We start from the raw sequence: 24,685 nt of genomic DNA on the forward strand, positions 1-24,685 counted from the left end.
CGGGGCCGGGTCAACGCCGGCGCAGCTGGGACAGGATCGTCGGGTCGGTGATCTCCGTGTCCCGGGCGAGCATCAGCGCCTTGCTGAGGATGACGCCGAGCATGCGGTCGCCCTCGAACGGGAGGAAGACGTCACCGGTCCCGGCGGCCACCGACTGCTGCGGCACGATGCACAGGTATTCGTCGTTCGGGGTCATCAGGATGTTCCCCGACCCCAGGTGGATGCGGTAGCCGCGCAGGTCGCCCCGGACGGTGAGGAACCGCCCCTCCACCCGGCACCGGTCGGCGACGGCCAGCCGGGGAACGAGCCGGCCCAGCAGCTCCCGCCGGGTCTCGGCGGTGGCGGACAGCTCGCCGAAACCGTACGACTCCCAGTACTCCCGGTATCGGCCGGCCGGCCCGCCGTCCTGCCAGGTCGGGTCGTTGCCGACGCTGGCCACCCCGACGAAGAGGTCGACGTCGCGCATCACCTCGCTGAACACCAGCGGCGGGATCTGGTCCAGGGCCAGCGGGGCGACCGGATCACCGCCCGGGCCGATCCACTGCTCGTAGCCGCCACCACCGGCGTGCGCGGTGTTCTCCGGCGCGCGCACCGGGTAGAAACGGACCTGGTCGGTCACCAGACGCAGGTAGGCGCCGGACTCGGTGGTGTCCACCTCGTACTCGTCGCCGGCGCCCTCCACCCAGTATTCGGCCCGCAGGCCCCACTCGGGCAGCTCCCTGGTGGCCGGCGGGTAGGTGTCGTCGACCATCAGCCGCAGCCGGTTGCGCCAGCCCCGCACCGCGGCCAGGGCGTGGAACTGGTGCTGGCGCAGCACGTGCGCGGCGAACCGGTTGGAGTAGACGCCGGTGCGCTCCTCCGCGGCGGTCAGCACGTAGACCTCGCGGTGCGCCTGCTTGAACGGCTGCACCACGGCGTGCCGCTCCAGCCACTCGCGCCAGGCCAGCACCTCCGCGACGTCGTGCCCGATCGGATGCCACAGGGTCACCGTCGCGCCGTCCGCCGGGCCGAGCGGCGCGTCGTCCACCGTGCGCAGGGCACCGTCGGCCCAGCCGCACGCCACGCCGTCGACCTGCCAGATCAGCCGCCGCCCGAGCGTGCCGACCAGGGGGTGGTCCAGGTAGCGTCCCCGCCAGGCGTCGAAGCGCCAGCGGCGCTGGGCGAGGAACTGCCGGTCCAGCCGCTCCGCCTGCGCGGAGAGCATCTTCTCGACGTCCTTGGCGGCGGCCTTGAGCTCCCGAAGCTCCTCCGGGTGCTCGCGGCGGACCGCCGCCGGCACCGTCCGCACGGGACGGCCGGCGGCGTTGCGCCAGCGCAGGGCCACCGCACTGCCGTCCACCACCAGCTCGGCGGTGGCGTCCCCGAACGTCTCGGTCCGGTGCCCCACGGCGGTCAGGCCGTACGTGGGCACGGCCAGCTCCTCGACCTCGGCGCGGGACAGGCCGAGGGCCTCCGCCCGCCGGTCCAGCGCGGCGTTCAGCTCCTTGAGCGTGCCCTTGTAGGTGACCCGCGCGGTCAGCCGGGCGAGCTGCGCGAGGGCGTGTTCGCCGCCGAGTCGGGCCAGCGCGTACACCGCCGCGTTGGCGACCTTCGGGTTGCGGGGGCCCAGGCCGGCGACCTTGCGCAGGGAGGTCTCCACGATCCGGCCCAGCACGCGTGCGCTGTCGGCGTCGGCGTCGGCGGGGGTCGCCACGGCGAGCAGCCAGATCAGGCCGCGCAGGGCGATCGCGTTGAACGGGTCGTACGCCTGGGCGACATCGTAGGGGTGGTAGGTCGCCGCGACCGGCGCGGTGCGAGGGCGGCCGACCAGCGCCAGCCAGCCCAGGGCGGCGGCGCGGTAGGCCGGTGCGCCGACGTGGTCCAGCAGCGCGCCGGCCCGCCGCTCCCACCGGGCGGTGGGCCGGGCGGCGGTCGCGGTCAGCGCGTGCCCCACCAGCTCGGCCCACCCGGCGCCGAGGTCCGGCAGCTCCGCCAGCAGCTGGTCGGCCCACGCCTCACCCGGGTTGAGCAGCGGCTCGTGCAGCACCCGGACGAGGTCGTGCAGCGGCCCGCTGGTCTGGTAGCCGGTCAGCACCGTGCGGCGCAGCGACCCGACGAGCGGGCCGGGCAGAGCGCCGTCGGCCTGGTGGACGATCCGGCTGAGCATCGCGAGCTGCTCGGGCGGCCACCACGTCCACTGCCGGGCCGCGTGGTCGAGCAGGCGCCGCGTCTCGGCGAGGGGGACGTCCGCGCCCAGGTGCCGGACGATGATCGTCACCAGCGCGGTCAACGCCCCCGCGTCGTCGGCCGGGTCGTCCGCCTCCAGCCGCTCGACCAGGGCGGTGGCCAGCCGGGCGCGTCGCTGCTCGGGCAGCGCGTCGAGCACGTCGGTGACCCTGCGGCCGTCGTGGCCCCAGTGGCCGCCGTTGAGTCGGGCGATCTCGGCCAGCTCCGTGACGAGGCCGGTGAGGTCGTCGTCCGCGGCGTACCGGCGCACGGCGGCGACCCGCTCCGGGTAGAGCGACGTGGCGGGCATCAGCCACCCACCAGCGGGACGAGCTTGAGGAAGCAGACCTCGGTGCCGGACCGCAACTGCACCTCGGCGTCGAGCTGGTCGACCTGCCGGTCGTCGACGAGCACCACGAACCCGTTGCGGCCGAACGCCTCGACCGCGCGGCGGAACTGCTCCTCGGCGTCGACCCGCCGGGGTGTGCGCAGGCGGTAGCCGTTGAGCGTCCGCTCGGCGTCGCCGGGCTGCACGAGACCGCGGAACACCTCGGGCTGCCGGGCGTTGTACTCGGCCACCTCCTGGAAGACCCGGCGGCGGATCAGCTCCCGCAGCGGCAGCCGCTCCTCGAAGATCTCCAGATGCCACGCGTCGGCCCGGGAGCCGGCGGTGGTCTCGTCGACGAAACTCACCATCACCATGGCGCGGGAGTCTAGGGACGGCCACCGACAGGATCGCATCGTCCATGATGGAGGGCCACGCGCGGGGCCGCGACGTACTAGCCTTGCCGCCGTGGACCTGATGCTGCGCCGGCCGACACCGGGCGGTGACCGGTGACCGCGCCCAGCCCGACCCAGCGCACCGTCGCCCCGGATGACGTCGCCCGGCTGATCCGCGCCTCGTTCGGGCCGACGCCGGGGTTGGCCGACTGCGGGCCCCTCGGCGGTGGCGGTTTCGCGACGGTGTGGTGGGCCCGCCTCGACGACGGCCGCCGGGTGGTGCTGAAGGTCGCCCCGACGCGGGAGGCCAGGCTGCTGCGTTACGAGCGCGGCCTCTGCGCGGCCGAGGACCACTACTTCCGGCTGGTGGCCGCACGCGCGCCACGGGTGCCGGTCCCGCCGGTGCTGCACCACGGCGTCGACCCGGCGTACGGCGAATGGCTGGTCACCGGCCTGCTGCCCGGCCGCTCCCTGGCGGACCTCGCCGCCGACGGCGCCGACGACGGCGCGGCGCGACACGATCTCGGGGTGGCCCTCGCCGCGCTGCACGAGGTGACCGGCGACCGCTTCGGCTACGAGGGTGACCGCGCGTCCGGGTCGACGTGGTCGGAGGCGTTCGCGGCGATGGTGGAGGAGCTGCTCGCCGACGCGGCCGACTGGGCGGTGCGGCCGCCGGTCCCGCCGCACCGGCTCCGGGCGCTGGTCCGGCGACACGAGGCGGCGCTGGACGTCGTACGCCGTCCGGCGTTGCTGCACTTCGACCTCTGGGACGGCAACGTCCTCGCCGCTCCCGCCGCGGACGGCCGACTGCGGTTGACGGGCCTGGTCGACGGGGAGCGCTACCTGTACGGCGATCCGCTGATGGACCTGGTCTCCCCGGTGCTGGGGCGCCGCGCCGAGGACGAGGCCGACCATCCGACGCTGCGCGGCTACCGGGACGCGGCGCCGTTGCACCTGGACGCGGCCGCCCGCCGACGGCTGAGCCTCTACCGGCTGCACCTCTACCTGCTGATGACCGTGGAGATGCCCAGCCGGGGCATGACCCCGCAGACCCATCCGCAGCGGCACGCCTGGCTGGCGACGGTGCTCGACGCGGAGCTCACCGCGCTCGCCGGGTGACCGGCGGAACCCGGTTGCCGTCCGCACCCGGCGTTCCTAGCATCGCCGGGTGCGGATTCGGGAGTTCGTGGCGCGGGACTGGGACCAGGTGTGGTCGATCGTCGAGCCGGTGGTCCGCGCGCGGGAGACCTTCACCTACGACCCGGCGCTGACCGCCGAGGCCGGCTACGACCTGTGGGTGGAGGCGCCACCGGGGCGGACGGTGGTGGCGGTCGACGACGGACGGGTGGTCGGCACCGCCAAGATGGGCACGAACCGTCCCGGTCCCGGCTCACACGTCTCCACGGCCAGCTTCATGGTGGCTCCGGACGCGCGCGGCCGCGGCGTCGGCACCGCGCTGTGCCGGGACGCGCTGTCCTGGGCGCGGCGGCAGGGTTACGCGGGGATGCAGTTCAACGCGGTGGTCGAGACGAACCGGGCGGCGGTGGACCTGTACCGGCGGGCGGGCTTCACCGTCGTCGGCACGGTCCCCGGCGCGTTCCGCCACCCGACCCTCGGCCGGGTCGGCCTGCACGTCATGTACCAGGAGTTCTGAGCCGACCCCTCACCGCCTCGGCGCGTACCGGGCGAGGGGGTTGTCGAGGGTGCCGACCAGTTGCAGCGCCGCCGACGGGTCCGCGAGGTCGACCATCTGCTGGTTGTTGCGCAGCTGCAACCGGTTGAGGCAGGAGAGCGCGAACTCCGGGGCGAACAGGTCGTAGCGTCGGGTCCGCTCGGCGAGCTCCGGCACCCCGTCCAGGTAGTCCGCCGCGCAGGCGGCGGCGGTGCCCCAGAAGTCATCCTCGGTGAGCACCCCGGCCTCGACCAGGATCGCCGCCAGGTGGCGCAGGAAGCAGTCCACGACGTCGGTGAAGACGGCGAGCAGCTTCATCTCCTCCGGGACGTCGGCCCGGACCCTCTCGACCTGCGGTGGCAGCGGCCGGTCGGCGCTCATCACCACGATCTCCTCGGCGATGTCCTTGAAGATCACCCGTTCGACGGTGTCGCGTTCGTCGAGGACCAGGATGACGTTCTCGCCGTGCGGCATGAACGCCAGGTCGTACGCGTAGAACGCGTGCAGCAGCGGCGTCAGGTAGGCGTCCAGGTAGCGGCGCAGCCACCGCACCGGCGTCAGCCCGGAGCGCGCGATGAGGGCGGCGGCGAACGAGCCGCCGTCGACGTCGGTGTGCAGCAACGCCGCCATGGTGGCCAGGCGTCGGCCGGGCTCCAGGCCGGGGACGGGGCTCTCCCGCCACAGCGCGGCCAGCATCTTGCGGTACGGGGAGTACCGGTCGGTGGCGTCCTCGTACTGCCGGTGGCGGTAGCCGACGGCGGCCCGCTCCCGGATGACGGTGAGTCCGGTGGCCTTGAAGGTCTCGTCGGCGGCGATCAGCCCGGCGAGCCAGTCGTTGATGGCCGGGGTGGCCGCCATGTACGCGGCGGACAGGCCACGCAGGAAGCCCATGTTGAGCACCGACAGCGCGGTCTTGACGTAGTGCCGGCCCGGCTCGGTGACGTTGAAGAAGGTGCGGACGGACTGCTGGGCGAGGTGCTCGTCGGGGCCGGGGCCGAGGTGCACCAGCCGGCGCCGGGCGACCTCACCGGCGAAGGTGACCGACAGCTTGTTCCACCACTGCCACGGGTGGACCGGGATCAGCAGGTAGTCGGCCAGGTCGAGGCCGAGCCCGGACATGGTGTCGGCGAACCGGGCCAGGGTCTGCGCACCGAGCTCCCCGCGGACCAGGGTGTCGTAGTCGAGGTCGGCGGCGCCGCTGAACGCCGCATGGTCGCGGTGGGCGGCCAGCCAGACGAGGCGGACCGGGCGGGCCGCCTCGGGGGCGTACCGGTGGTACTCGTCCAGGCCGAAGCCGAGGCGGCCGTTGTTGGCCACGAAACATGGGTGTCCCTCGGTCATCGACGTCTCGATGGTCTGGAAGTCGGCCGCGGCCAGCTCCGCCGCGGACACCGGCGGTCGGTCCAGCTTGTACGCGATACCGGCGAGGGTGGAGGTGATCTCCTCCAGGTAGACCGGGAGCACGGCGGCGGTCAGCCCGAGCGTCTCGCGCAGGTCGAGGATGAGGTCGACCGCGTCGAGCGGCAGGTCGGCGTCGACGCGTCGACGCTCGATGCTGTCGGCGTCGATCCACCAGTGCTCCAGGGCGTACACCCGGGCGGCGAACCGGTAGGTGACCGTGCCGTCGTCGCCGCGCACCGTGTACCACCGGCGGTCGCCGCCGGTGATGGCGTCGGCGGGCGGGTCGGCCGGCTGCGGCGTGATCAGCCGCTCGTGGGTGAACTCGGCGAGCGCCTTGCGGACCAGCAGCCGGTTGGCCCGGTCCCAGCGCGCCGGGGTGAGGTGGGCGGCGAGGTCGGCGGTCACGCGGAAGCTCCTTCGGGGGTGGGTGCGGTCTCCGGGGTGGCAGCGGTGTCCGGCACGAGGGCGGCGCCCGTGGCGGCCAGGAACCGGGCTCGGGTGCAGATGCTCAGCAGGGCGTCCTTCTCCGGCTTGGCGACGGTGCCGACGACCTCGAAGCCGACCGCGGCGTTGAGCGCGTGGACGGCCGTGTTGCGGACGTCCGGCTCGACCACCACCCGCCGCGTCGCCGGGTCCACGAACAGCCACGCCATGACGGTGGTGATCACCGCGCGGGTGAAGCCGTGCTCGGGTGCGTCGGCGGGCGCGCAGAGGAAGTGCATGCCCACGTCGCCGGGGCGGGCGTCGTGGAGGCCGACGAGCTCGACGTGCGCGGGGTCGTAGCGCTCGGCCAGGAAGGCCGGGCGGCCCCGGTGCAGCCCGAGGAACGCGTCGTGGTGCGGGTGCTCGGCGATGCGTCGGTACTCCCGCGTCACCTCGGCCACGTCGGCGTCCTGCATCAGCCAGAACGCCGCCTTCGGATGGGTGACCCAGCGGTGCAGCAGCGGGGCGTCGGCCTCCGGGTCGAGCGGGCGTAGGGCGAACGCGCCGAGCCGGTCGTCGACGCGGGTGAACACGGTCATGACGCCATCCCCGCCGGCGCCCCGAACTCCTGGAACGCGATGCTCTTCTCGATCGGGTAGTGCTCCCGGCCGAGCAGCTCCCGGATGATCCAGGAGTTGCGGTACGGGCCCATGCCGAGGTCGGGCGAGGTGATGCTGTGGGTGTGGGTGCCGGCGTTCTGGAGGAAGATCCCCCGGCCGGTGTGGTCGATGCTGTAGTTGCGGGCCACGTCGAAGCGGCCGTGGGCGTCCCAGCGGATCCGGTCCCGCACCGGTTCGAGGAACCCGGGGACCCGGTAGCGGTAGCCGGTCGCGAGGACCAGCCCCTCGGTCCGCAGGCCGAACTCCCGGTCCTGCTCCACGTGGCGCAGGCCCAGCGCGTACGTGCCGGTGGCCGGGTCGTGTGCCGCGCTGGTCAGCTCGGTGTTGGTGAGCAGCCGGGTGTTCACCGGCCCGTCGACGCTGCGCTCGTACAGCAGGTCGAAGATGCCGTCGACGAGGTCGGCGCTGATCCCCTTGAACAGCCCCTTCTGCTCGGCCTCCAGCCGGTAGCGGGTCTCCTCCGGCAGGGCGTGGAAGTAGTCCACGTAGTCCGGTGAGGTCATCTCCAGGGTGAGCTTGGTGTATTCGAGGGGGAAGAAGCGCGGCGAGCGGGTGACCCAGGTGAGCTGGTAGCCGTACGTGTCGATGTCGGCGAGCAGGTCGTGGTAGATCTCGGCCGCGCTCTGCCCGCTGCCGACCACGGTGATGCTCCGCTTGGTCCGCAGGGCCGCCCGGTGCTCCAGGTAGACGGAGTTGTGCACCGCGTCGCCGGCCAGCCCCGCGCAGGCCGGCGGCACGTGCGGCGGGGTGCCGGTGCCGAGCACCAGGTGCCGGGCCCGGTAGGTCACCGTCTCGTCGCCGACCCGGGCGCGCACGACGTAGCGCTGGTCGGTGTCGTCGTACTCCACCCGGGTGACCTCGTGGCCGAACCGCAGGTTGGGCAGCTTCGCGGCGGCCCAGCGGCAGTAGGCGCTGTACTCGTTGCGCAGCGGGTAGAAGCTCTCCCGGATGTAGAACGGGTAGAGCCGCCCGGTCTCCTTCAGGAAGTTGAGGAAGGAGAAGGGCGAGGTGGGGTCGGCGAGGGTGACCAGGTCGGCCAGGAACGGGGTCTGCAGCCGGGCCGATTCCAGGAGCATGCCGGGGTGCCAGTCGACGCCCGGGCGGGACTCCAGGAACACCCCGTCCAGCTCGCTGATCGGTGCGGTGAGGCAGGCCAGGCCCAGGTTGTACGGGCCGAGACCGATGGCGACGAAGTCGTGGGTGGACATCGGACCCTCCGGGTGCGGCGTCGGGTTCACCGGGTCAGCCGACCTGGCAGGCGAGGTCGGTAGCGGTCCGCTCGCGCACGTGCCGGCCGGCGTGCTCGGCGAGCAGGTCAAGCACGTGCCCGACGTCGTCCAGAGTGGTCTCCGGGTTGAGCAGGGTGAACTTGAGGAAGTGCCGGCCGTCCACGGTGGTGCCGGCGACCAGCGCGGCGCCGGACGCGGCCAGTGCCTCCCGGGCGTACAGGTTCGCGGCGTCGGCGAGGTCCCGCCCGGGGCCGGTGGGCAGGTAGCGGAACACGACGGTGCTGAGCGGCGAGCGGGTCACCACCTCGAACCGGGGGTCCTCGCTGATCAGCTCCCACGCGCCGGCCGCCCGGTCGACCACCTCGTCGAAGAGCGCGCCGATCCCGTCGGGGCCCATGACCCGCAGGGTCAGCCAGAGCTTGAGGGCGTCGAATCGGCGGGTGGTCTGGAGGCTCTTGTCGACCTGGTTGGGGATGCGCCGCTCGACCATCCGGGCCGGGTTCAGGTAGTCGGCGTGGTAGGTGGCGTGGCGCAGCACCCGCCGGTCGCGCACCACCAGGGCGCTGGAGCTGACCGGCTGGAAGAAGGACTTGTGGTAGTCGACGGTCACCGAGTCGGCCCGCTCGACGCCGTCGAGCAGGTGCCGGCGGGTCGGTGAGACGAGCAGACCGCAGCCGTACGCCGCGTCGACGTGCAGCCACACCCCGGCCGCCCCGGTCACGGCCGCCAGCTCGGGAAGCGGGTCGATGGAGCCGAAGTCGGTGGTGCCGGCGGTGGCGACCACGGCCATCACCGTCAAGCCCTCGTCGCGCAGCCGGGTGATCTCCCGCCGGACGGCGGCCGGCACCATCCGCCGCTGCGCGTCGGTCTCGACGGTCACGACCGCGTCGGGTGCGAGACCGAGGAGCTTGGCCGACTTCTGCACGCTGAAGTGTCCGGCCGCCGAGGTGAGGACGCGCAGCCGGGGCAGCAGGTCGCGTCGCGCGTCGACGGTCGGCGCCACCTGGCACGCCTCCTCCCGGGCCAACAGCAGCGCCTGGAGGTTGGACTGGCTGCCGCCGCTGGTGAAGATCCCGTCGGCGTCCGCGCCGAAGCCGATCCGCGCCGCCGTCCAGTCGATCAGGTGCCGCTCCACCAGCGTCGCCCCGGCGCTCTGGTCCCAGGTGTCCATCGAGGAGTTGACGGCGGTGAGCACGGCCTCGCCGAGCAGCGCCGGGATCACCACCGGGCAGTTCAGGTGGGCCAGGTAGCGGGGGTGGTGGAACCACACCGCGTCGCGGAGGTAGACGTCCTCCAGTTCGTCGAGGGCGGCGCCGGCGTCACCGAGCGGCCGGTCCAGGTCGATGCCGGCGACCCGCGGGGCGAGCGCGTCCGGGGAGATGCCGGTGAACGGACGGTCGGCGGTGGCGACGCGGCGGGCGATCCGGTCGACGCCGTCGGCGAGCGCCGCGCGATAGCGGGCGAGGGTGCCCGGGTGCAGCAGGTGGGCCCGGGCGGGCGATCCGGTCGGGGCGGGAACGGTCTCGGCGGTGTGTCCCGGCAGGGTCATGGGCAGGTCCTCCACGCGCGGTTGCGGACGGATGTCGGGCAGCCGGAACCCGCCGCCGGTGTCTCACGGCGGCAGGACCGGCGGGGCGGAACGGGGTGCCGTCAGGCGGTCAGCTGACCTTCTTCGCGGCGCGGATGGCGGCGGCGAGGTTCTCCAGCAGCGGGGCGGCGCCGGCGTACGAGAAGCGCGGCACCGCGTCCCACGGCGTGACCTGGTTGGCCTTCACCGCGGGCAGCTGCGCCCAGGTGGGCCGGGCGGCGAGGTCCTTGGGCTGCAGGGCGGTGCTGCGGTTGTCGAGCAGGATCAGGTCGGCCGGGAACTTGCCGGCGTTCTCCCAGCTCAGCGCCTCGAAGTAGTCGCCGTTCTCCAGCTTGGTGGGCACCACGATGTCGACGCCGAGCTCGGCGAAGTACATGAGGTCGGTGCTGACCTTCGGGTTGGAGACGTAGAACAGGTCGGGGCTGCCGGAGGAGGCCATCACCTTGATGCCGGGGTTCGCCTTCACCGCGTCGCGGACCTGCTGGGCGGCCGCCTCGAAGCGGGCCTTCGCGTCGGTGACCTTCTTGGCCGAGAGGTCGGCGCCGAGCGACTCGGCGAGCTGCGCGTACCGCTCGATCGGCTTGGTCATCGGCACCCGGGCCGTGGTGATCGCGACGCTCGGCGCGAGCGGGAGGATCTTGTTCTTGCTCTCGTCCGGCACGTACCAGAGGGCGCCCGGGTCGTACATGTGGGTGACCAGCAGTTCGGGGCGCAGCGCCGCGTACTTCTCGATGCTGAACTCGCCCCAGACGTTGCCGAGGATCTCCACGTTCTCCACGTCGAGGTCGCCGGCCTGCGGGTCGACCGTGCCGTCGGCCCGCTTCGTCTCGCCGAAAACGCCGACGATCTGCTTGTCGAGTCCGAAGTCGACCAGGGCGGCGGCGGTGCCGGTGAAGGCCACGATCCGGGTGGGCCGGGCGCCGGCGGAGACCTTCTCGTTGCGGTCGTCGGCGAACGACCAGGGTCCGCCGCTGCCGGTACCGGTCGGCGTGGCAGCGTCGTCACCGCCTCCACAACCGGCCATCAGGGCGGCCAGGGTGGCGGCCCCACCGGCCAGGAGACTGCGGCGGGAGAGGCGACGGGCGGTCACGGGATCACGCATGATGAACGTCTTTTCGGTCAGGGTCGGTGCGACCATTGGACAGCGCGGTTAGGTTAACCTAACCTAATTAGCTGTCAAGCCCGTACGGCGTTTCCCCACCTCGGAGCCCACACTGTCCGTCACCCAGTCGCCGCCTCTCGGTGACCGTGTCGAGGCGCCATCCGCGCCCGCACCGCCCCGGCGGGGCCGCACCACCGTGCGAGCCGTCGGGCTGGTCGCCGCCCTGCTCCTGCTCGTCGTCGTCGCCGTGCTCAGCATCGCGGTGGGCGCGAAACAGCTTCCGCTCGCCGACGTCCGGTCGGGCCTGCTCGACCCCGGCTCCGCCGAGTACGCGGTGGTGCACCAGATGCGGCTGCCCCGGACCCTGCTCGGGCTCCTCGCCGGGGCGGCCCTCGGCGTGGCCGGCTCGGTGATGCAGGCCCTGACCCGCAACCCCCTCGCGGATCCGGGGCTGCTCGGCATCAACGCGGGTGCCTCCGCCGCCGTGGCCAGCGCCGCGATCCTCGGCGTGACCGCCCTGTCGGGCTACGTGTGGTTCGCCCTGCTCGGCGCGGCGGCGGTCACCGCGCTCGTCTACGCCGTCGGCGGCGGGCGCGGCGCCACCCCGGCCCGACTGGCTCTCGCCGGCGCGGCCCTGAACGCCACGCTCTACTCGTACGTCAGCGCGGTGATGCTGCTCGACGCGGCCTCGCTGGACCGGCTGCGCTTCTGGACGGTGGGCTCGCTCGCCACCGCCGACGCCGCGACGGTCGTCCGGGTGCTGCCGTTCCTGGCCGCCGGCCTGCTGGTCGCGTTGGCCACCGCGCGCCCGCTGAACGCCCTCGCCCTCGGCGACGACGCGGCCCGGGCGCTCGGGGCCCGCCCGGCGCTGATTCGCGCGGCCGTCATCCTGGCCGTCACCCTGCTCTGCGGGGCCAGCACCGCCGCGTGCGGGCCGATCGTCTTCGTCGGGCTGCTCGTGCCGCACCTGGTGCGCGCCCTGACCGGCCCGGACCTGCGCTGGCTGCTGCCCTACTGCGCGGTGCTCGCGCCGGTGCTGCTGCTCGGCGCCGACGTGCTCGGCCGGGTGCTCGGCCGACCCGGCGAGCTTCAGGTGGGGATGGTCACCGCCGTGCTCGGCGGGCCGCTCTTCCTCTGGCTGGTGGCCCGGCGCAGGGTGGCCCGACCGTGACCGTGCTGCGGACGCCGGGCGGCGTCTCCCTGCGGTTCCGTCCCCGCGCGCTGGCCGTCGGCGTCGGCGCCGCCCTGCTCGCCGCCGGGCTGGGCGTCCTGGCCGTGGCCGGCGGCGACTACCCGATGTCCCCGGCCGACGTGCTGCGCACCCTCACCGGCGGCGGCACCCCGGCCGAGGAGTTCATCGTCCAGGAGCTGCGGCTGCCGCGGCTGGTCACCGCCCTGCTGGTCGGCGCCGCGCTGGCGCTGGCCGGCGCGGTCTTCCAGTCCCTGGTCCGCAACCCGCTGGGCAGCCCCGACGTGCTCGGCTTCACGCAGGGCGCGGCGACCGGCGCGCTCGTCGTGGTGGTGCTCGGCGGCAGCAGCCTCGCCCTCTCCGGCGCGGCGGTGGCCAGTGGGCTCGCCACCGGCCTGCTCATCTACGGCATCGCCTGGCGCAACGGCGTGCACGGCTACCGCCTCGTCCTGGTCGGCATCGGCGTCTCCGCGATCCTCACCGGCGTCAACGGATACCTGCTCACCCGGGCACCCCTGATGGACGCGGCCCGCGCCATGCTCTGGCTCACCGGCAGCCTCGACGGGCGCGGCTGGTCCGAGGCGGTGCCGCTGCTGGTCGTGCTGGCGGTCGCGACGCCGGTGGTGCTGCTCGGCTGCGGTCCGGCGCTGCGCATGATGGAGCTGGGCGACGACACCGCGAGCGCCCTCGGCGTCCCGGTCCAGCGGCTGCGCCTGGTGCTGCTGAGCGCCGCCGTGCTGCTGGTCGCCGTGGCCGCGGCGACCGCCGGTCCGGTGTCGTTCGTGGCGCTGACCGCGCCGCACGTGGCGCGGCGGCTCACCCGGGCGCCCGGCCCGAACCTGCTGCCCGCGATGTGCGTGGGCGCCGCCCTGCTGGTCGGCGCCGACCTGCTGGCGCAGCGCGGCTTCCCCGGGCAGCAACTGCCGGTCGGCGCGGTCACCGGCGCGATCGGTGGGGCGTACCTGGTGTGGCTGCTGGCGATGGAACGTCGGGCCGGGCGCATATGACCGCCCGCGAGGAGAACGGAGCACCCATGGAGACCGGCCCGGCGCGGTTGAGCGGCACCGGCATGACCCTGGCCTACGACCGGCGCACCATCGCCGAGGACCTGACCGTCGCCGTCCCGGACCGGTCGTTCACCGTGGTCATCGGCCCGAACGCGTGCGGCAAGTCGACGCTGCTGCGCGCGCTGGCCCGGATGCTGCGGCCGAGCGCCGGCGCGGTCCTGTTGGACGGGCAGGACATCCACCGCCGCCCGGCCCGTCAGGTGGCCCGCACCCTGGGCCTGCTGCCGCAGTCCTCCATCGCGCCGGACGGCATCACCGTCGCCGAACTGGTGGCGCGCGGACGGTATCCGCACCAGGGGCTGCTGCGGCAGTGGTCACGCGAGGACGAACGGGTGGTCGACGAGTCGATGGCGGCGACCGGGGTGGCGGACCTCGCGGACCGCCCGGTGGACGAGCTCTCCGGCGGCCAGCGGCAGCGGGTGTGGATCGCGATGGCCCTCGCCCAGCAGACCCCGCTGCTGCTGCTCGACGAGCCGACCACCTACCTGGACATCGCGCACCAGATCGAGATCCTCGACCTCTGCGCGCGCCTGCACGAGGAGCAGGGCCGCACGCTGGTCGCCGTGCTGCACGACCTGAACCACGCCGCCCGGTACGCCACCCACCTGATCGCGATGCGCGACGGCCGGGTGGTCGCCGCCGGCCCCCCGGGCGAGGTGGTCACCGCCGACCTGGTGGCGGAGGTCTTCGGGCTGCCGTGCCGGGTCATCGACGACCCGGAGACCGGCACGCCGCTGGTCGTCCCGGCCGCCCGCCGCCGCGCCGGCGCCCTCGCGCCGAATCCGGTGTGAGCGCCCGCCTGTTCCGGGACCGCTGGGGCATCCCGCACCTGCGCGCCACCGACCACCGGGCGCTCGCGGTCGCGCAGGGTCGGGTGACCGCGTACGACCGGGCGTGGCAGCTGGAGGTCGAACGGCACCGGGCCGTCGGCAGCAGCGCGTCCTTCCTCGGCGCCGGTGAGGTCGGCTGGGACCGGTTCGCCCGGCAGGCCCGGCTGGCGGACACCGCCCGACGCTGCTACGCCGCCCTGGACGCGGAGACGGCCGACTGGGTACGCGCCTACGTGGCGGGCGTCAACGCGGGCCTGCCCGCCGGGGCGGCCCGGGCGCCCGAGTTCGCCGCCGCGGGGCTGAAGCCGGGGCGGTGGGAGCCGTGGACGCCGCTGGCGGTGTGGCTGGGCCACCACATCCTCTTCGCCGGCTTCCCGACGAAGCTGTGGCGGGAGCACGTCGCACAGCGGCTCGGCGAGGCCCACGCCGACCTCTTCGCCGCCGACCCGCCGACCACAGCCGGCAGCAACGGTTGGTTGCTGACCGGCGAGCGCACCGCCACCGGAGCCGCGCTGCTCGCCGGCGACCCGCACCGCTTCATCGAGGACCCCGGCGTCTACCAGCAGATCCGGTTGGCCTGCCCGGAGTACGACGTGGTCGGCCTGGCGGTCCCCGGTGTGCCGGGCGTCGCCCACTTCGGACACACCGGTCCGGTGGCCTGGGCCATCACCAACGCGATGGCCGACTACCAGGACCTGTACGCCGAGCGGCTGCGTCGCCGCGACGGCGGGGTCGAGGCGTACGGCCCGGACGGCTGGCGTCCCGCCCACACCCACACGGAGACCGTCGAGGTCGCCGGGGCGAACCCGGTCGAGGTGGAAATCGTCGAGACGGCGCGCGGTCCGCTCGTCGCGGGCGGCCCCGACGAGGGGACGGCGTTCAGTCTGCGCTACCCGCCGCGGGTGCTGGGGGAACTCGGCTTCGCCACGCTACCCGCGCTGCTGCGCGCCCGTACGGTCGCCGACGTGGAGGCGGCCGTCGACCGCTGGGTCGAACCGGTCAACGTGCTCCTGGCCGCCGACACCGCCGGCGGCCTGCTGCACCGGGTCACCGGGGCGGTGCCCGTGCGGCACCCGACGAACCGGCTGCGGGTGGTGCCGGCGTGGGCGCCGGAGCACGCCTGGCGGGGCTGGCACGCGCCGATGCCCCGCGCGGAGGTCGACGGCCGGGCGGTGATGGCGAACGAGCGTGGGCCGGCCGCGCCGCTGGGCGTCGAGTTCGCGCCGCCGTACCGGGCGGACCGCATCGGGCACCTGCTCGACGCCGAGCCGACGTGGACGGCCGACCGGATGCCCGCCGTGCACACCGACACCCACCTCGGCTCGGCCGCGCCGCTGCTCGCCCGCCTGGCCGGGCTCACCGGGCTCGACCCGACCGCCGGGGCGCTGCGCGACCGGCTGCTGCGCTGGGACCGGCGGATGGCGGCCGACAGCACCGACGCCGCCGCGTTCGCGCTGGTCCGCGCGGCCGTCGTACGCCGGTTCGCCGCGCACCCGGTGCTGGCGCCGCTCACCGACCCGCCGCCGCACCCCGAGGTCTTCCAGCCCTGGCTCGCCCTGGTGCCCCGGGTCGCGTACGCCGTGCCCGCGCTGCTGGCCACCCCGCTGCTCCCCGCCGCCGACGTGGACGCGCTGCTGCGCGCCGCCCTGGGCGAGGTGGCGGCCGACGAGGCCACCCGGGGCGGGCCGCCGCCCTGGGGTGAGCTGCACCGGCTCACCCCGTGGCAGGCGTGGCCGCACCCGCACGCCGGCCCGGCACCGCGGCTCGCGGGCGACCACGACTGCGTCCTCGCCACGTCCAGCGTTCCCGGCGTCACCCACGGCTGCCTGCGCGGCCCCGCGGCGCGCTTCGTCTGGGACCTCGCCGACCGGGCGGGCAGCCGCTGGGTGGTGCCGTTCGGCGCGTCCGGGGTGCCCGGCGATCCCCACCACGCGGACCAGACACCGTTCTGGCTGGCCGGCGACCTGCTGCCGGTGACCACCGACTGGGACCAGCTCACCGAGGAGCGAGATGACCACTGACCGCGGCACCGCCGTCGGGCGCGGCGCGACCGGCCCGCACCACCACGACCGGGACGTGCCCGGGTTCGGCCGGGTCACCGTCCGACCGGTCGACCCCGACCGGGACGCCGACCTGCTGCACGGCTGGGTGACCCAGGAGCGGGCCCGTTTCTGGGGCATGCGGGAGGCCGGCCGGGAGCGGGTCCGGGAGATCTACGCGTACCTGGACTCGCTGGACACCCACCACGCCTACCTGGCGCACCGCGACGGGCGACCGGTGGCGCTGCTGCAGACGTACGAGCCGGAGGCCGACCCGGTCGGCGAGCGCTACCCGGTCCGGCCCGGCGACTTCGGCCTGCACCTGCTGATCGGCCCGCCGACGACGGTCGAGCCCGGCTTCACCGGGACGCTGTTCGGCGCGCTGCTCGACTTCGTGTGGGCCGAGCCGGGGCGGCGGCGGCTGGTGGTGGACCCGGACGCCCGAAACGAGCGGGCCATCGCCCGGTTCGTCCGCACCGGATTCCGGCCCGGGCCGCTGGTCGACCTGCCGGAGAAGCGCGCCCAACTGCTCTTCCTGGACCGCTGACCCCGGCCGGGCGCCCGGCACCTGCCGTCAGGGGATGGTCACGCCGTACGCGGCGAGGATCTCCTGGATGGGTTGGTAGTAGGTGGTGCCGCCGCTGGTGCAGTTGCCGCTGCCCCCGGAGAGGATGCCGACGATCCGGCCGGTCGAGGCGACGTAGAGCGGGCCCCCGCTGTCGCCCGGCTCGGCGCAGATGTTGGTCCGGATCAGACCGGACACCGAGCCCTGGGCGTAGTTGACGGTCTGGTTCAGCGCCGTCACCGTGCCGCAGCGCACGCCCGTGGTGGACCCGCTGCGGCAGACCGCCAGGCCGATGGTCGCGTTGGTGGTGCCGGTGACGGTCAGCTGACCGGGGTAGGTGTGGACGGCGCTGGGGCGCGGGATCGTGCCGGTGTAGCGCACCAGGCCGTAGTCGTTGCCGGGGAAGCTGCTGCCGGTGCGGCTGCCGAGCACGGTCGTCTGTCCACCGTCGGCGTACCAGGTGGCGCCGAGCGTGGTGCAGTGGCCGGCGGTGACGAAGTAGGACGTGGTGCCGCTGCGGACGTTCGCGCCGAGCGAGCAGCGCCCGCCGCCGCCGTAGATCGCCTGCCCGCCGGCGATGAGCGTCCGCAGTCGGCCCGACTCGCGACGCAGCACGGCACCGGCCCGGGCGGCGGTCTCCCGCAGCGCGGCCAGGTCGCGGGCGCTCACGGTGTCGTCGACGGTGAGGGTCATCCGGCCGGTGGCCGGGTCGAGGCCCCAGGCGGTGCCGACGGTACGCACCCCGGCCAGCGCCGCGGCCGCGGCGACCGAATCGGGTCCGGCGTCGGCGCGGGCGGTCGTGTCGGTGCGGGCGGCGGTGTCGGTGCGGGCCTGTGCGGCGGCGGGAGTGGCCACCAGCAGTGCGCCCAGCACGAGGGCGACGAGCGGGAGACGGCGCATCCGGTCCTCCGGTTCAATCGGTGAAGGTCGATGCCTCAGCATCCGCCGCGCCGCCGCGCCGTTCAACCCCCGCCGGTGGACGCGCTGCTCAACGGGCCGGTGCGCGCGGTGGTCAACGCCGGTCGGTGCGCGCGGTGGTCAACGCGGGTCGGGTACCGGCGCGGGCAGCACCACCCGGGGCACCGCTGGAGCGCCGCGTCGCCGCCACTCGCGCGGGTAGCCCAGCGACACCTCCTCGAACCGCACCCCGTCGTGCCACGTCGTACGCGGAATGTGCAGGTGCCCGTAGACGACCGCCGTGGCCCGGAAGCGCCGGTGCCAGTCGGCGGTGCCCACCGTGCCGCACCACTGCGCGAACTCCGGATGGCGCAGCACCAGGGTCGGCTCGCGGACCAGCGAAAAGTGGTTGACCAGCACCGTCGGGTACGCGGGGTCGACGGCGGCGAGCCGCCGCTCGGTGCTGCGCAGCCGTGCCGCGCACCAGGCGTCCCGGCTCGGGTACGGGTCCGGGTGCAGCAGCATCTCGTCGGTGCAGACCACCCCGACGTCGTACGCGCGGCGCAGCGACTCCGCCTTCGTGGTGGTGCCGGGGGCGTGGAACGAGTAGTCGTAGAGCACGAAGAGCGGGGCGACGGTGACCGGTCCGCCCGACCCGGTCCAGACCGGATAGTCGTCCTCGGGCGTGAGCACGCCCAACTCCCGGCACATCGCGACCAGCTCCCGATAGCGCGCCTCGCCGCGCAGCGCGACCGGATCGTTCGGCAGCGTCCACAGCTCGTGGTTGCCCGGCGCCCACACCACGGTGGCGAACCGGTCCCGCAGCAGGGCCAGGGTGGCGCGGACGTCCGCGAACCGCTCCGCCACGTCGCCGGCGACGATCAGCCAGTCCTCGTCGGAGCCGGGGCGCAGCCCGTCGACGACCGCGCGGTTCTCGGCGTACCCGACGTGCAGGTCGCTGACCGCGAGCAGCCGGCCCGCCACGGGTCAGCCGAACTCGGCGCGGACCCAGTCGGCGAGGTCCCGCGCGGAGTCGTCCACCGCGTCCCGCCAGGCCCGGTCCGCGCCCTCCCCCGCCTCGTCGCTGACCCGCTTCACCAGCCGGCACGGCACCCCGGCCCGGGAGGCGGCCCAGGCCACCGCGTACCCCTCCATGTCGACCAGGTCCGCCCGCCGGGCCAGCCGGGCCCGGGCGTCCTCGTCGGCGATGAACGCGTCGCCGGTGGCCAGCACCGCGGTCCGCGCGCCGAGGGTCAGCGGGGCGCCGTACGTCTGCCCGGTGAGGGTGCGCAGCAGGTCGGTGTCGAGGTCGTGCTGGAGCACGGTGCCGATCTCGTGGATGCCGGCCCAGCCCGGGCGCAGCGCCCCCGCGGTGCCGAGGTTGAGCACCAGACTGGGCTTCGGGCCGGACGCCAGCACCTGGGCCAGCGCCGTCGCGGCGTTCACCTTGCCCATGCCGGTCAACAGCACCGGGAGACCGTCGCCGAGGTGGGCGGCCTCCTCCTCGACGGCCAGCACGGCCAGCGGCGCGTCGGGCCGGATCTCTCCCCGAAGAATCACGCCGGAATCGTACGGCCCCGGGCCGCGCGGTCCCTCCCCCGCCCCGTACGCCGGTGATCACGAGATGTGCGACACGCGCGGCCTGAAATCTGGCGCGAACCTCCTGATCACCGCGGCAGGGCGGGGGCGGCGGGGCGGCCGGGGACGGGGACGTCGAGGGCGAGAAGGGCGCCGTCGAGGGGGTGGGGGGTGGTGAGGCCGTGGTCGGCGGTCGTGACGAAGAGCCGTCGCAGGCCCGGCCCGCCGAGGCAGACGCTCGTCGGCTGGCGGGCCGGCAGCCGGACCTCCCGGTCGAGCGTCCCGTCCGGCCGGTAGCGGCGCACCGCCGAGCCGCCCCAGAGCGCCACCCAGAGGTGGTCGGCGGCGTCCACCGTCATTCCGTCCGGCGCGCCGTCCACCGCCGGGTCCAGCCGCAGGAACGGCTCCCGGGCGCTCAGCTCGCCGGTGCCGGCGTCCACCGTGAACCGGTCGACGTGCCCGCGCGGGGTGTCGGCCAGGTACATGCTGGTGCCGGCGCCGTCGAACGCCGGACCGTTGGTGATCGTCAACCCCGTCACCGCCGTGACGGGGGCGGCGCCCGGGTCGATCCGGTAGAGCGAGCCGCCGCCGGGCAACCCGGCGTACGTCATGCTGCCGGCCCAGAAGCGGCCGTGCGGGTCGGCCACCGCGTCATTCATCCGGGCCGGTTCGGCGCGGTCGCCCTCCAGGTCGACGATCGGCCGGTACGCGCCGTCGCCGCCCAGCCGGGCCACCCCGGTGCCGGCGGCGGCGAGCCACTCCCCCGGCCGCCCGGCCACCGGCGCGACCGCGCCCAGCGGAACGTCCAGCCGGCACAGCTCGTCCAGCGGGCCGGGGGCGTCACCACCGGTGGCGAGCAGCCGCCCGGCGAGCAGGTCCACCAGGACGAGGCGGTCGTCCACCCAGCGGGCGCCCTCACCCAACTCCAGCCGGTCCGCGCTCCACGGGGTCGGCTCGGTCAGCTCCATGTCTCCTCCTGGCGTCAGCGCAGCGCGGTGCCCGGCTCGTGGTCGAGCAGGGTCAGCTCGGTCCGGTCCGGCAGGCCCTCCCAGTCGCCCCGGGTGGCGACGGCGAAGGCGGCGGTGGTCACCCCACGGTCCAGCCGCCCGGCGACGTCCGCCCCGTCGAGCAGGGCCGAGAGCCACCCGGCGACGAAGGCGTCACCGGCGCCGATGGTCTCCACGACGGGCACCCGGCGGGCGGGGCGGTGCAGGGTGCCGCCCTCATGGTGGCTGGTCGCCCCGTCGCCGCCGAGCTTGACCACCACCTCCCGCACACCGCCCGCGCGCAGCGCGGCGGCCGGGTCGTCGGCGTCGGTGAGGACGGGCAGTTCGTCGGCGGAGGCGACCACCACGTCGACCGCCGGCAGCAGCGGGCGCAGCGCCTCGGCGGCCTCGGCGACCGACCAGAGCCGGCTGCGGTGGTTGACGTCCAGGCACACCGTCGCGCCCGCGGCGTGGGCCCGTTCGACGGCGGCGCGTACGGCGGCGTACGGGCCCGGGCCCAGGGCGCAGGTGATGCCGGTGACGTGCAGCACCCGGGGCGTCACCGCGTCGAACGCCCGGGCCACGTCGGCCGGGGCGAGCCGGGACCCGGCCGAGCCGGCCCGGTAGTAGGTGACCCGGTTGAGGTCGGCCACCCGCGGCTCGAACAGGATCAGCCCGGTCGGCGCGTCCGCCGACACCCGCGCCCAGCGCAGGTCGACGGCCTCGGCGCGCAGCGTGCGGCGGACCAGCGCGCCCGGTTCGTCGGCGCCGGTGACCCCGACCCAGCCCGCCCGGTGGCCGAGCCGCGCCAGACCGATGGCCACCGTGGACTCCGCGCCCGCGATCGAGACCCCGGCGGTGCCGCCGAGCCGCAGCGGACCCGCGGACCGGAAGGCGGCCATCGTCTCGCCGAGCGTGAGCACGTCGATCCCGCCGGCGTCGCCGCCGGGCGCGGCGCGCCGGGTGGGGTCGTCGCCGGAGGCGGCCGGTCGGGTCGCGTCCTCGCCGGGTGCGCCGTGGTGGGTCGCGTCGTCGCCGGGCGCGTCCGGCCGGGTCGCGTCGTCGGCGCCGGTCACGGGCGGACCGCCGCGAGGAACGCCGCCGCCCGCTCCCGCAGGGCGGCCGGGTCACCACCCCGCACGGCGTCGCCGAGCAGGGGCGACCCGACGCCCACCGCGATCGCCCCCCGGTCCAGGTAGCGCCGGGCGCTGTCGGCGTCCACCCCGCCCACCGGCACCAGCGGGGTGTCCGGGAACGGGTCGCGCAGCGCGCCGAGGTAGTCCGGGCCGCCGATCGAGGCGGGGAAGAGCTTGACGGCGGCGGCACCGGCGGCCCGGGCGCGGACCACCTCGGTCGGCGTCAGCGCACCCGCCAGCACCGGCAACCCGAGCCGGGGGGCCTCGTCCAGGCTCTCGGCGAGGGCCGGGGTGACCAGGAACGCCGCGCCCGCCTCGGCCGCCGCCCGGGCGTCCTCGGCGGTGAGCACGGTGCCCGCGCCGAGAGCGAACTCCGGGCCGAGCGCGGCCCGGGCCCGGCGCACCACGCCGAGGGCGTCCGCGCCGGTCAGCGACACCTCGATCAGCGCGACCCCGCTGTCGGCCAGGGTGAGCACCGAGGCCAGCGCCGCCGCCGGGTCCGGGCCGCGCACGATGGCGAGCAGACGATGGGTACGCAGGGCGTCGGTCAGGTTCATCGGTGTCCTTCGGATCGGTGGGCGGAGACGGTCAGCCGCCAGGCGACCTCCCCGCTGGCGGGGACCACGGCCGTGTCACCGGGGCCGGCGTCGGCCAGGTCGAAGGCGCGGCCGAGCATCGGCTCCACCCCGATGCTGCGGTACGGGTCGGTCTCGGGCCAGCCGCGCAGGTTGCGCCAGAGGGCGGTGGCCCGGGGCTGGTCGGCGCACTCCAGCTCCAGGGTGAGCGCGTCCGGCCCGTCCACCACCCGGACCCGGGGGCAGTCCACCAGCACCGCCCCGACGGCGGTGCCGTCGTCCGGGCCGAGCGCGTCCAGGGCCAGGCCGGCCGGGGCGGGCCAGTCACCGGTCAGCCAAGGTCGGCCGGCGGGCCAGGCGTCGGGCGGGAGCAGGGCGGCGGCCTCCGGGTGCAGCCGGGTCGGGGTGCCGGCGGGTGCCACGAGGCGGGCCGCCGGGGACAGGTCGAGCAGGGCGTGCGCCGCCCACACGAAGCGGTAGCCCGGGTCGGCGGTGAGCCGGTAGTCGGCGACGACCGCACCGTCCCGCTCGCGCAGCCGTCGGGTGAGGGTGAAGTCGGGTCGTACGACGACGGTCTCCCCCGGCGCGGTCTCCCGCCACGGCCGGGACCAGACCTCGCCGTGGTCCGGCACGCCCCGGACGGTGGGCAGGCACTCCTCCAGGCCACCCGCGTCGACGAACGCGGCGTCCGGGCGGACGGCGCCCCGGCCCGGCTGCGGACCGCGCCACAGCCACTCCCGGCCACCGCCGCGGAGGCTGGTCCACCGCCCGCCGAGCGCCGCGTCGGCGACGATCCGCAGCGGCACCGGCCGCTGCGGGCCGCCGGGCTCGTCCACCGACGCCGAGCGGGTGGCGGCCACCGGTCCGACCGTCCGGTCCGGATCGGGGGCGGTCACCATTCGGCGAAGGAGCCGTCGGGGTGCCGCCAGACCGGGTTGCGCCAGGCGTGCGGGTTCTCCGCGGCCTTGCGGACGGCGGCCTCGTCGACCGTGATGCCCAGGCCCGGACCGTCGAAGCGGACGATGTGACCGTCCACGAATCGGAACGGCTCCGGGTCGACGACGTAGTCGAGCAGCTCGGAGTCCACGTTGTAGTGGATGCCGATGCTCTGTTCCTGGATCAGGAAGTTCGGTGTCGCGAACGCGACCTGGAGGCTGGCGGAGAGCGCGATCGGGCCGAGCGGGCAGTGCGGGGCGAGCAGCGCCCCGTACGTCTCGGCGAGCGCGGCGATCCGCCGCACCTCGGAGATCCCCCCGGCGTGCGACAGGTCCGGCTGGACCACCGAGACGCCGGCCTGCAACGGGGCCAGGAACTCCGACCGCCCGTAGAGCCGTTCGCCGGTCGCCACCGGCACCGGGGAGGCGGCGACGAGGTCGCGCAGGTGGTGCGCCTGGTCCGGCAGCACCGGCTCCTCCACGAAGAACGGTCGCAGCGGTGCCAGCTCGGGCAGGATGCGCCGCACCGCGGCGAACCCGGCGCGACCGTGGAAGTCCAGCGCGATGTCCCGGTCGTCGCCGAGCACCGCCCGGGCGGCGGCGACCCGGTCGACCACCGCGTCGATCTCGGCGGGGGTGGGGATCGGGGAGAGCCGGCCGGAGGCGTTCATCTTCAGGCCGGTCAGCCCGGCGGCCACCTGGGCGGCCGCCGCGTCGGCGATCTCGCCGGGCTCGTCACCGCCGATCCACGAGTAGATCCGCACCCGGTCGCGCACCGGACCGCCGAGCAACGCGTGCACCGGCACCCCGTACGCCTGGCCGGCGATGTCCCACAGCGCCTGGTCCAGGCCCGCCACCGCGCTGGAGAGCACCGGGCCGCCCCGGTAGAAACCACCCTTCGTCAGCACCTGCCAGTGCTGCTCGATGCGCAGCGGATCTTCGCCGACGAGGTACTCGGCGAGCACCTCGACGGCGGCCCGGACCACCTCGGCCCGACCCTCCACCACCGGCTCGCCCCAGCCGACCAGCCCCGCGTCGGTCTCCACCCGGCAGAACAACCACCGCGGCGGGACCAGGAAGGTCTCGATCCGTTCGATCCTCACCGTTGGGCCCTCTCGTTCGCGGCCGTGGGACTCCGCTGTTCGCGTACCTTCTCCACGTCCCGTACCGCCTTCGCCAGCAGTTCGCGCATCGCCGTCTCCGCCGCGGCGTCGTCGCCGCCGCGGATCGCGTCGACCACCGCCCGGTGGCTCGGCACCGGGTCGTCGTGGCCGTCGCCGTGTCCGTGCACCAGCCGGTCGCGCTCGGCGAGGCCGGTCTCCATCACCACTTCCATCCGCACCAGCAGCTCGTTGTGGGTGGCGGCGAGCAGGGCCCGGTGGAACGCGAGGTCGGCCGCGACCGCGGCGACGGGGTCGGCGTGGGCGCCGGCCATCTCGTTCAGCGCGGCGTCGAGCACGGCGAGGTCGTCCGCGGTGGCGCGGGCGGCGGCCAGTCGCGCGGCGGCGGGCTCGATGATGGCCCGCACCTCCTGGAGTTTGTCCAGCAGCCGCGGATCGGCGCCGTCGGCGAACTGCCACCGGATCACGTCACCGTCGAGCAGGTTCCAGTCGGATCGGGGGCGGACGAACGTGCCGCGCTTCTGCCGCGCGTCGACGATGCCCTTGGCGGTGAGGACCTTCAGCGCCTCCCGCAGGGCGGTCAGGCTGACGTCCAGCTCCTCCTGCAGGGCGGCCAGGTTCAGGGTGGCGCCCTCGGCGATCTCCCCACTGAGGATGCGGCGGGCGATCACCTCGACGGTCTGTCCGTGGACGCCGCGGCCTGCGTACTGTGCCAAGTCTCTTCGTGCCTTCTCGCTCGTGGGTCTC

General features: G+C 75.0%; 23 protein-coding genes. 7 read left to right on the forward strand and 16 right to left on the reverse strand.

Annotated features, from left to right (window positions below; translation table 11 throughout):
* Positions 1-10: 10 nt before the first annotated feature.
* Positions 11-2,515 (reverse strand): DUF4132 domain-containing protein, encoded by a 2,505-nt coding sequence (locus ACIBTV_RS24800; RefSeq protein ID WP_396708558.1) that lies wholly within the window; start codon positions 2,513-2,515, stop codon positions 11-13.
* On the reverse strand, positions 2,515-2,907 hold the full coding sequence (locus ACIBTV_RS24805) for a hypothetical protein (protein WP_396708560.1): 393 nt from the start codon (positions 2,905-2,907) through the stop codon (positions 2,515-2,517). The genes ACIBTV_RS24800 and ACIBTV_RS24805 overlap by 1 nt, the downstream gene beginning before the upstream one ends.
* A gap of 132 nt (positions 2,908-3,039) precedes the next feature.
* Here ACIBTV_RS24805 and ACIBTV_RS24810 point away from each other — a divergent pair, with 132 nt between their 5' ends.
* Both ACIBTV_RS24810 and ACIBTV_RS24815 read left to right on the forward strand, forming a co-directional pair.
* Positions 3,040-4,044, forward strand: a complete 1,005-nt coding sequence (locus ACIBTV_RS24810) for a phosphotransferase (protein WP_396708562.1) — start codon at positions 3,040-3,042, stop codon at positions 4,042-4,044.
* A gap of 49 nt (positions 4,045-4,093) precedes the next feature.
* Positions 4,094-4,579, forward strand: a complete 486-nt coding sequence (locus ACIBTV_RS24815; protein ID WP_396708564.1) for a GNAT family N-acetyltransferase — start codon at positions 4,094-4,096, stop codon at positions 4,577-4,579.
* Between the two features lie 9 nt (positions 4,580-4,588).
* On the opposite strand, the gene ACIBTV_RS24820 is transcribed toward ACIBTV_RS24815, so the two are convergent.
* The 5 genes from ACIBTV_RS24820 to ACIBTV_RS24840 all read right to left on the reverse strand — a co-directional run bounded on the left by ACIBTV_RS24820 (position 4,589) and on the right by ACIBTV_RS24840 (position 11,020).
* Positions 4,589-6,403: an IucA/IucC family protein gene (locus ACIBTV_RS24820; protein ID WP_396708566.1), complete on the reverse strand. Its 1,815-nt coding sequence runs from the start codon at positions 6,401-6,403 to the stop codon at positions 4,589-4,591.
* The gene (locus ACIBTV_RS24825; protein ID WP_396708567.1) at positions 6,400-7,020 is read right to left on the reverse strand and encodes a GNAT family N-acetyltransferase; all 621 of its coding nucleotides are present in this window, start codon (positions 7,018-7,020) and stop codon (positions 6,400-6,402) included. The genes ACIBTV_RS24820 and ACIBTV_RS24825 overlap by 4 nt, the downstream gene beginning before the upstream one ends.
* A complete protein-coding gene (locus tag ACIBTV_RS24830; protein ID WP_396708568.1) occupies positions 7,017-8,309 on the reverse strand; it encodes a lysine N(6)-hydroxylase/L-ornithine N(5)-oxygenase family protein in 1,293 nt (430 codons plus the stop codon). The genes ACIBTV_RS24825 and ACIBTV_RS24830 overlap by 4 nt, the downstream gene beginning before the upstream one ends.
* Before the next feature lie 34 nt (positions 8,310-8,343).
* Entirely contained in the window at positions 8,344-9,879 is a 1,536-nt protein-coding gene (locus tag ACIBTV_RS24835; RefSeq protein WP_396708570.1) for a pyridoxal phosphate-dependent decarboxylase family protein, read from the reverse strand.
* A 109-nt stretch (positions 9,880-9,988) separates the two neighbouring features.
* Positions 9,989-11,020, reverse strand: a complete 1,032-nt coding sequence (locus ACIBTV_RS24840) for an ABC transporter substrate-binding protein (protein WP_396708571.1) — start codon at positions 11,018-11,020, stop codon at positions 9,989-9,991.
* A gap of 112 nt (positions 11,021-11,132) precedes the next feature.
* On the opposite strand from ACIBTV_RS24840, the gene ACIBTV_RS24845 reads away from it, so the two are divergent.
* The 5 genes from ACIBTV_RS24845 (at position 11,133) to ACIBTV_RS24865 (ending at position 16,692) form a co-directional block, all read left to right on the forward strand.
* Positions 11,133-12,191, forward strand: coding sequence for a FecCD family ABC transporter permease (locus ACIBTV_RS24845; RefSeq protein WP_396708770.1), 1,059 nt, complete (start codon positions 11,133-11,135; stop codon positions 12,189-12,191).
* Positions 12,188-13,216, forward strand: a complete 1,029-nt coding sequence (locus ACIBTV_RS24850; protein WP_396708573.1) for a FecCD family ABC transporter permease — start codon at positions 12,188-12,190, stop codon at positions 13,214-13,216. The genes ACIBTV_RS24845 and ACIBTV_RS24850 overlap by 4 nt, the downstream gene beginning before the upstream one ends.
* 62 nt (positions 13,217-13,278) lie before the next feature.
* Positions 13,279-14,067 carry an ABC transporter ATP-binding protein gene (locus ACIBTV_RS24855; protein WP_396708772.1) on the forward strand — a complete coding sequence of 263 codons (789 nt, stop codon included), beginning with the start codon at positions 13,279-13,281 and terminating at the stop codon, positions 14,065-14,067.
* Positions 14,064-16,127, forward strand: coding sequence for a penicillin acylase family protein (locus ACIBTV_RS24860; RefSeq protein WP_396708575.1), 2,064 nt, complete (start codon positions 14,064-14,066; stop codon positions 16,125-16,127). Before ACIBTV_RS24855 ends, ACIBTV_RS24860 begins: the two co-directional genes overlap by 4 nt.
* Positions 16,117-16,692 carry a GNAT family N-acetyltransferase gene (locus ACIBTV_RS24865; RefSeq protein ID WP_396708576.1) on the forward strand — a complete coding sequence of 192 codons (576 nt, stop codon included), beginning with the start codon at positions 16,117-16,119 and terminating at the stop codon, positions 16,690-16,692. Before ACIBTV_RS24860 ends, ACIBTV_RS24865 begins: the two co-directional genes overlap by 11 nt.
* Before the next feature lie 27 nt (positions 16,693-16,719).
* On the opposite strand, the gene ACIBTV_RS24870 is transcribed toward ACIBTV_RS24865, so the two are convergent.
* The 9 genes from ACIBTV_RS24870 to ACIBTV_RS24910 all read right to left on the reverse strand — a co-directional run bounded on the left by ACIBTV_RS24870 (position 16,720) and on the right by ACIBTV_RS24910 (position 24,654).
* The gene (locus tag ACIBTV_RS24870; RefSeq protein ID WP_396708578.1) at positions 16,720-17,610 is read right to left on the reverse strand and encodes a S1 family peptidase; all 891 of its coding nucleotides are present in this window, start codon (positions 17,608-17,610) and stop codon (positions 16,720-16,722) included.
* Positions 17,611-17,748: 138 nt separating this feature from the next.
* Complete coding sequence (locus ACIBTV_RS24875; protein WP_396708580.1) at positions 17,749-18,591, reverse strand: metallophosphoesterase family protein; 843 nt, start codon at positions 18,589-18,591, stop codon at positions 17,749-17,751.
* 3 nt (positions 18,592-18,594) lie between these two features.
* A complete protein-coding gene (locus tag ACIBTV_RS24880; RefSeq protein ID WP_396708582.1) occupies positions 18,595-19,167 on the reverse strand; it encodes a nucleosidase in 573 nt (190 codons plus the stop codon).
* A gap of 107 nt (positions 19,168-19,274) precedes the next feature.
* The gene (locus ACIBTV_RS24885; protein WP_396708584.1) at positions 19,275-20,153 is read right to left on the reverse strand and encodes an SMP-30/gluconolactonase/LRE family protein; all 879 of its coding nucleotides are present in this window, start codon (positions 20,151-20,153) and stop codon (positions 19,275-19,277) included.
* A 14-nt stretch (positions 20,154-20,167) separates the two neighbouring features.
* The gene (locus ACIBTV_RS24890; protein WP_396708586.1) at positions 20,168-21,247 is read right to left on the reverse strand and encodes a sugar kinase; all 1,080 of its coding nucleotides are present in this window, start codon (positions 21,245-21,247) and stop codon (positions 20,168-20,170) included.
* On the reverse strand, positions 21,244-21,864 hold the full coding sequence (locus tag ACIBTV_RS24895) for a bifunctional 4-hydroxy-2-oxoglutarate aldolase/2-dehydro-3-deoxy-phosphogluconate aldolase (RefSeq protein WP_396708588.1): 621 nt from the start codon (positions 21,862-21,864) through the stop codon (positions 21,244-21,246). Before ACIBTV_RS24895 ends, ACIBTV_RS24890 begins: the two co-directional genes overlap by 4 nt.
* Complete coding sequence (locus ACIBTV_RS24900; protein ID WP_396708590.1) at positions 21,861-22,742, reverse strand: hypothetical protein; 882 nt, start codon at positions 22,740-22,742, stop codon at positions 21,861-21,863. Before ACIBTV_RS24900 ends, ACIBTV_RS24895 begins: the two co-directional genes overlap by 4 nt.
* Before the next feature lie 32 nt (positions 22,743-22,774).
* Positions 22,775-23,920, reverse strand: coding sequence for a galactonate dehydratase (gene dgoD / locus ACIBTV_RS24905; protein WP_396708592.1), 1,146 nt, complete (start codon positions 23,918-23,920; stop codon positions 22,775-22,777).
* Positions 23,917-24,654 (reverse strand): FadR/GntR family transcriptional regulator, encoded by a 738-nt coding sequence (locus tag ACIBTV_RS24910; RefSeq protein ID WP_396708594.1) that lies wholly within the window; start codon positions 24,652-24,654, stop codon positions 23,917-23,919. The genes dgoD and ACIBTV_RS24910 overlap by 4 nt, the downstream gene beginning before the upstream one ends.
* Positions 24,655-24,685: the final 31 nt, after the last annotated feature.

Origin of the sequence: Micromonospora sp. NPDC049366 (genome assembly GCF_044466625.1) — a bacterium.
In the GTDB taxonomy this organism is placed as follows: Bacteria; Actinomycetota; Actinomycetes; order Mycobacteriales; family Micromonosporaceae; genus Micromonospora.

Excerpts from the sequence above, each read along its gene's own strand:
- ACIBTV_RS24805 (WP_396708560.1), bottom strand. The coding sequence starts at position 2,907 with ATGGTGATGGTGAGTTTCGTCGACGAGACCACCGCCGGCTCCCGGGCC.
- ACIBTV_RS24865 (WP_396708576.1), top strand. The coding sequence starts at position 16,117 with ATGACCACTGACCGCGGCACCGCCGTCGGGCGCGGCGCGACCGGCCCG.
- ACIBTV_RS24870 (WP_396708578.1), bottom strand. The coding sequence starts at position 17,610 with ATGCGCCGTCTCCCGCTCGTCGCCCTCGTGCTGGGCGCACTGCTGGTG.
- ACIBTV_RS24825 (WP_396708567.1), bottom strand. The coding sequence starts at position 7,020 with ATGACCGTGTTCACCCGCGTCGACGACCGGCTCGGCGCGTTCGCCCTA.
- ACIBTV_RS24800 (WP_396708558.1), bottom strand. The coding sequence starts at position 2,515 with ATGCCCGCCACGTCGCTCTACCCGGAGCGGGTCGCCGCCGTGCGCCGG.
- ACIBTV_RS24835 (WP_396708570.1), bottom strand. The coding sequence starts at position 9,879 with ATGACCCTGCCGGGACACACCGCCGAGACCGTTCCCGCCCCGACCGGA.
- ACIBTV_RS24830 (WP_396708568.1), bottom strand. The coding sequence starts at position 8,309 with ATGTCCACCCACGACTTCGTCGCCATCGGTCTCGGCCCGTACAACCTG.
- ACIBTV_RS24885 (WP_396708584.1), bottom strand. The coding sequence starts at position 20,153 with ATGGAGCTGACCGAGCCGACCCCGTGGAGCGCGGACCGGCTGGAGTTG.
- ACIBTV_RS24855 (WP_396708772.1), top strand. The coding sequence starts at position 13,279 with ATGACCCTGGCCTACGACCGGCGCACCATCGCCGAGGACCTGACCGTC.
- ACIBTV_RS24840 (WP_396708571.1), bottom strand. The coding sequence starts at position 11,020 with ATGCGTGATCCCGTGACCGCCCGTCGCCTCTCCCGCCGCAGTCTCCTG.
- ACIBTV_RS24895 (WP_396708588.1), bottom strand. The coding sequence starts at position 21,864 with ATGAACCTGACCGACGCCCTGCGTACCCATCGTCTGCTCGCCATCGTG.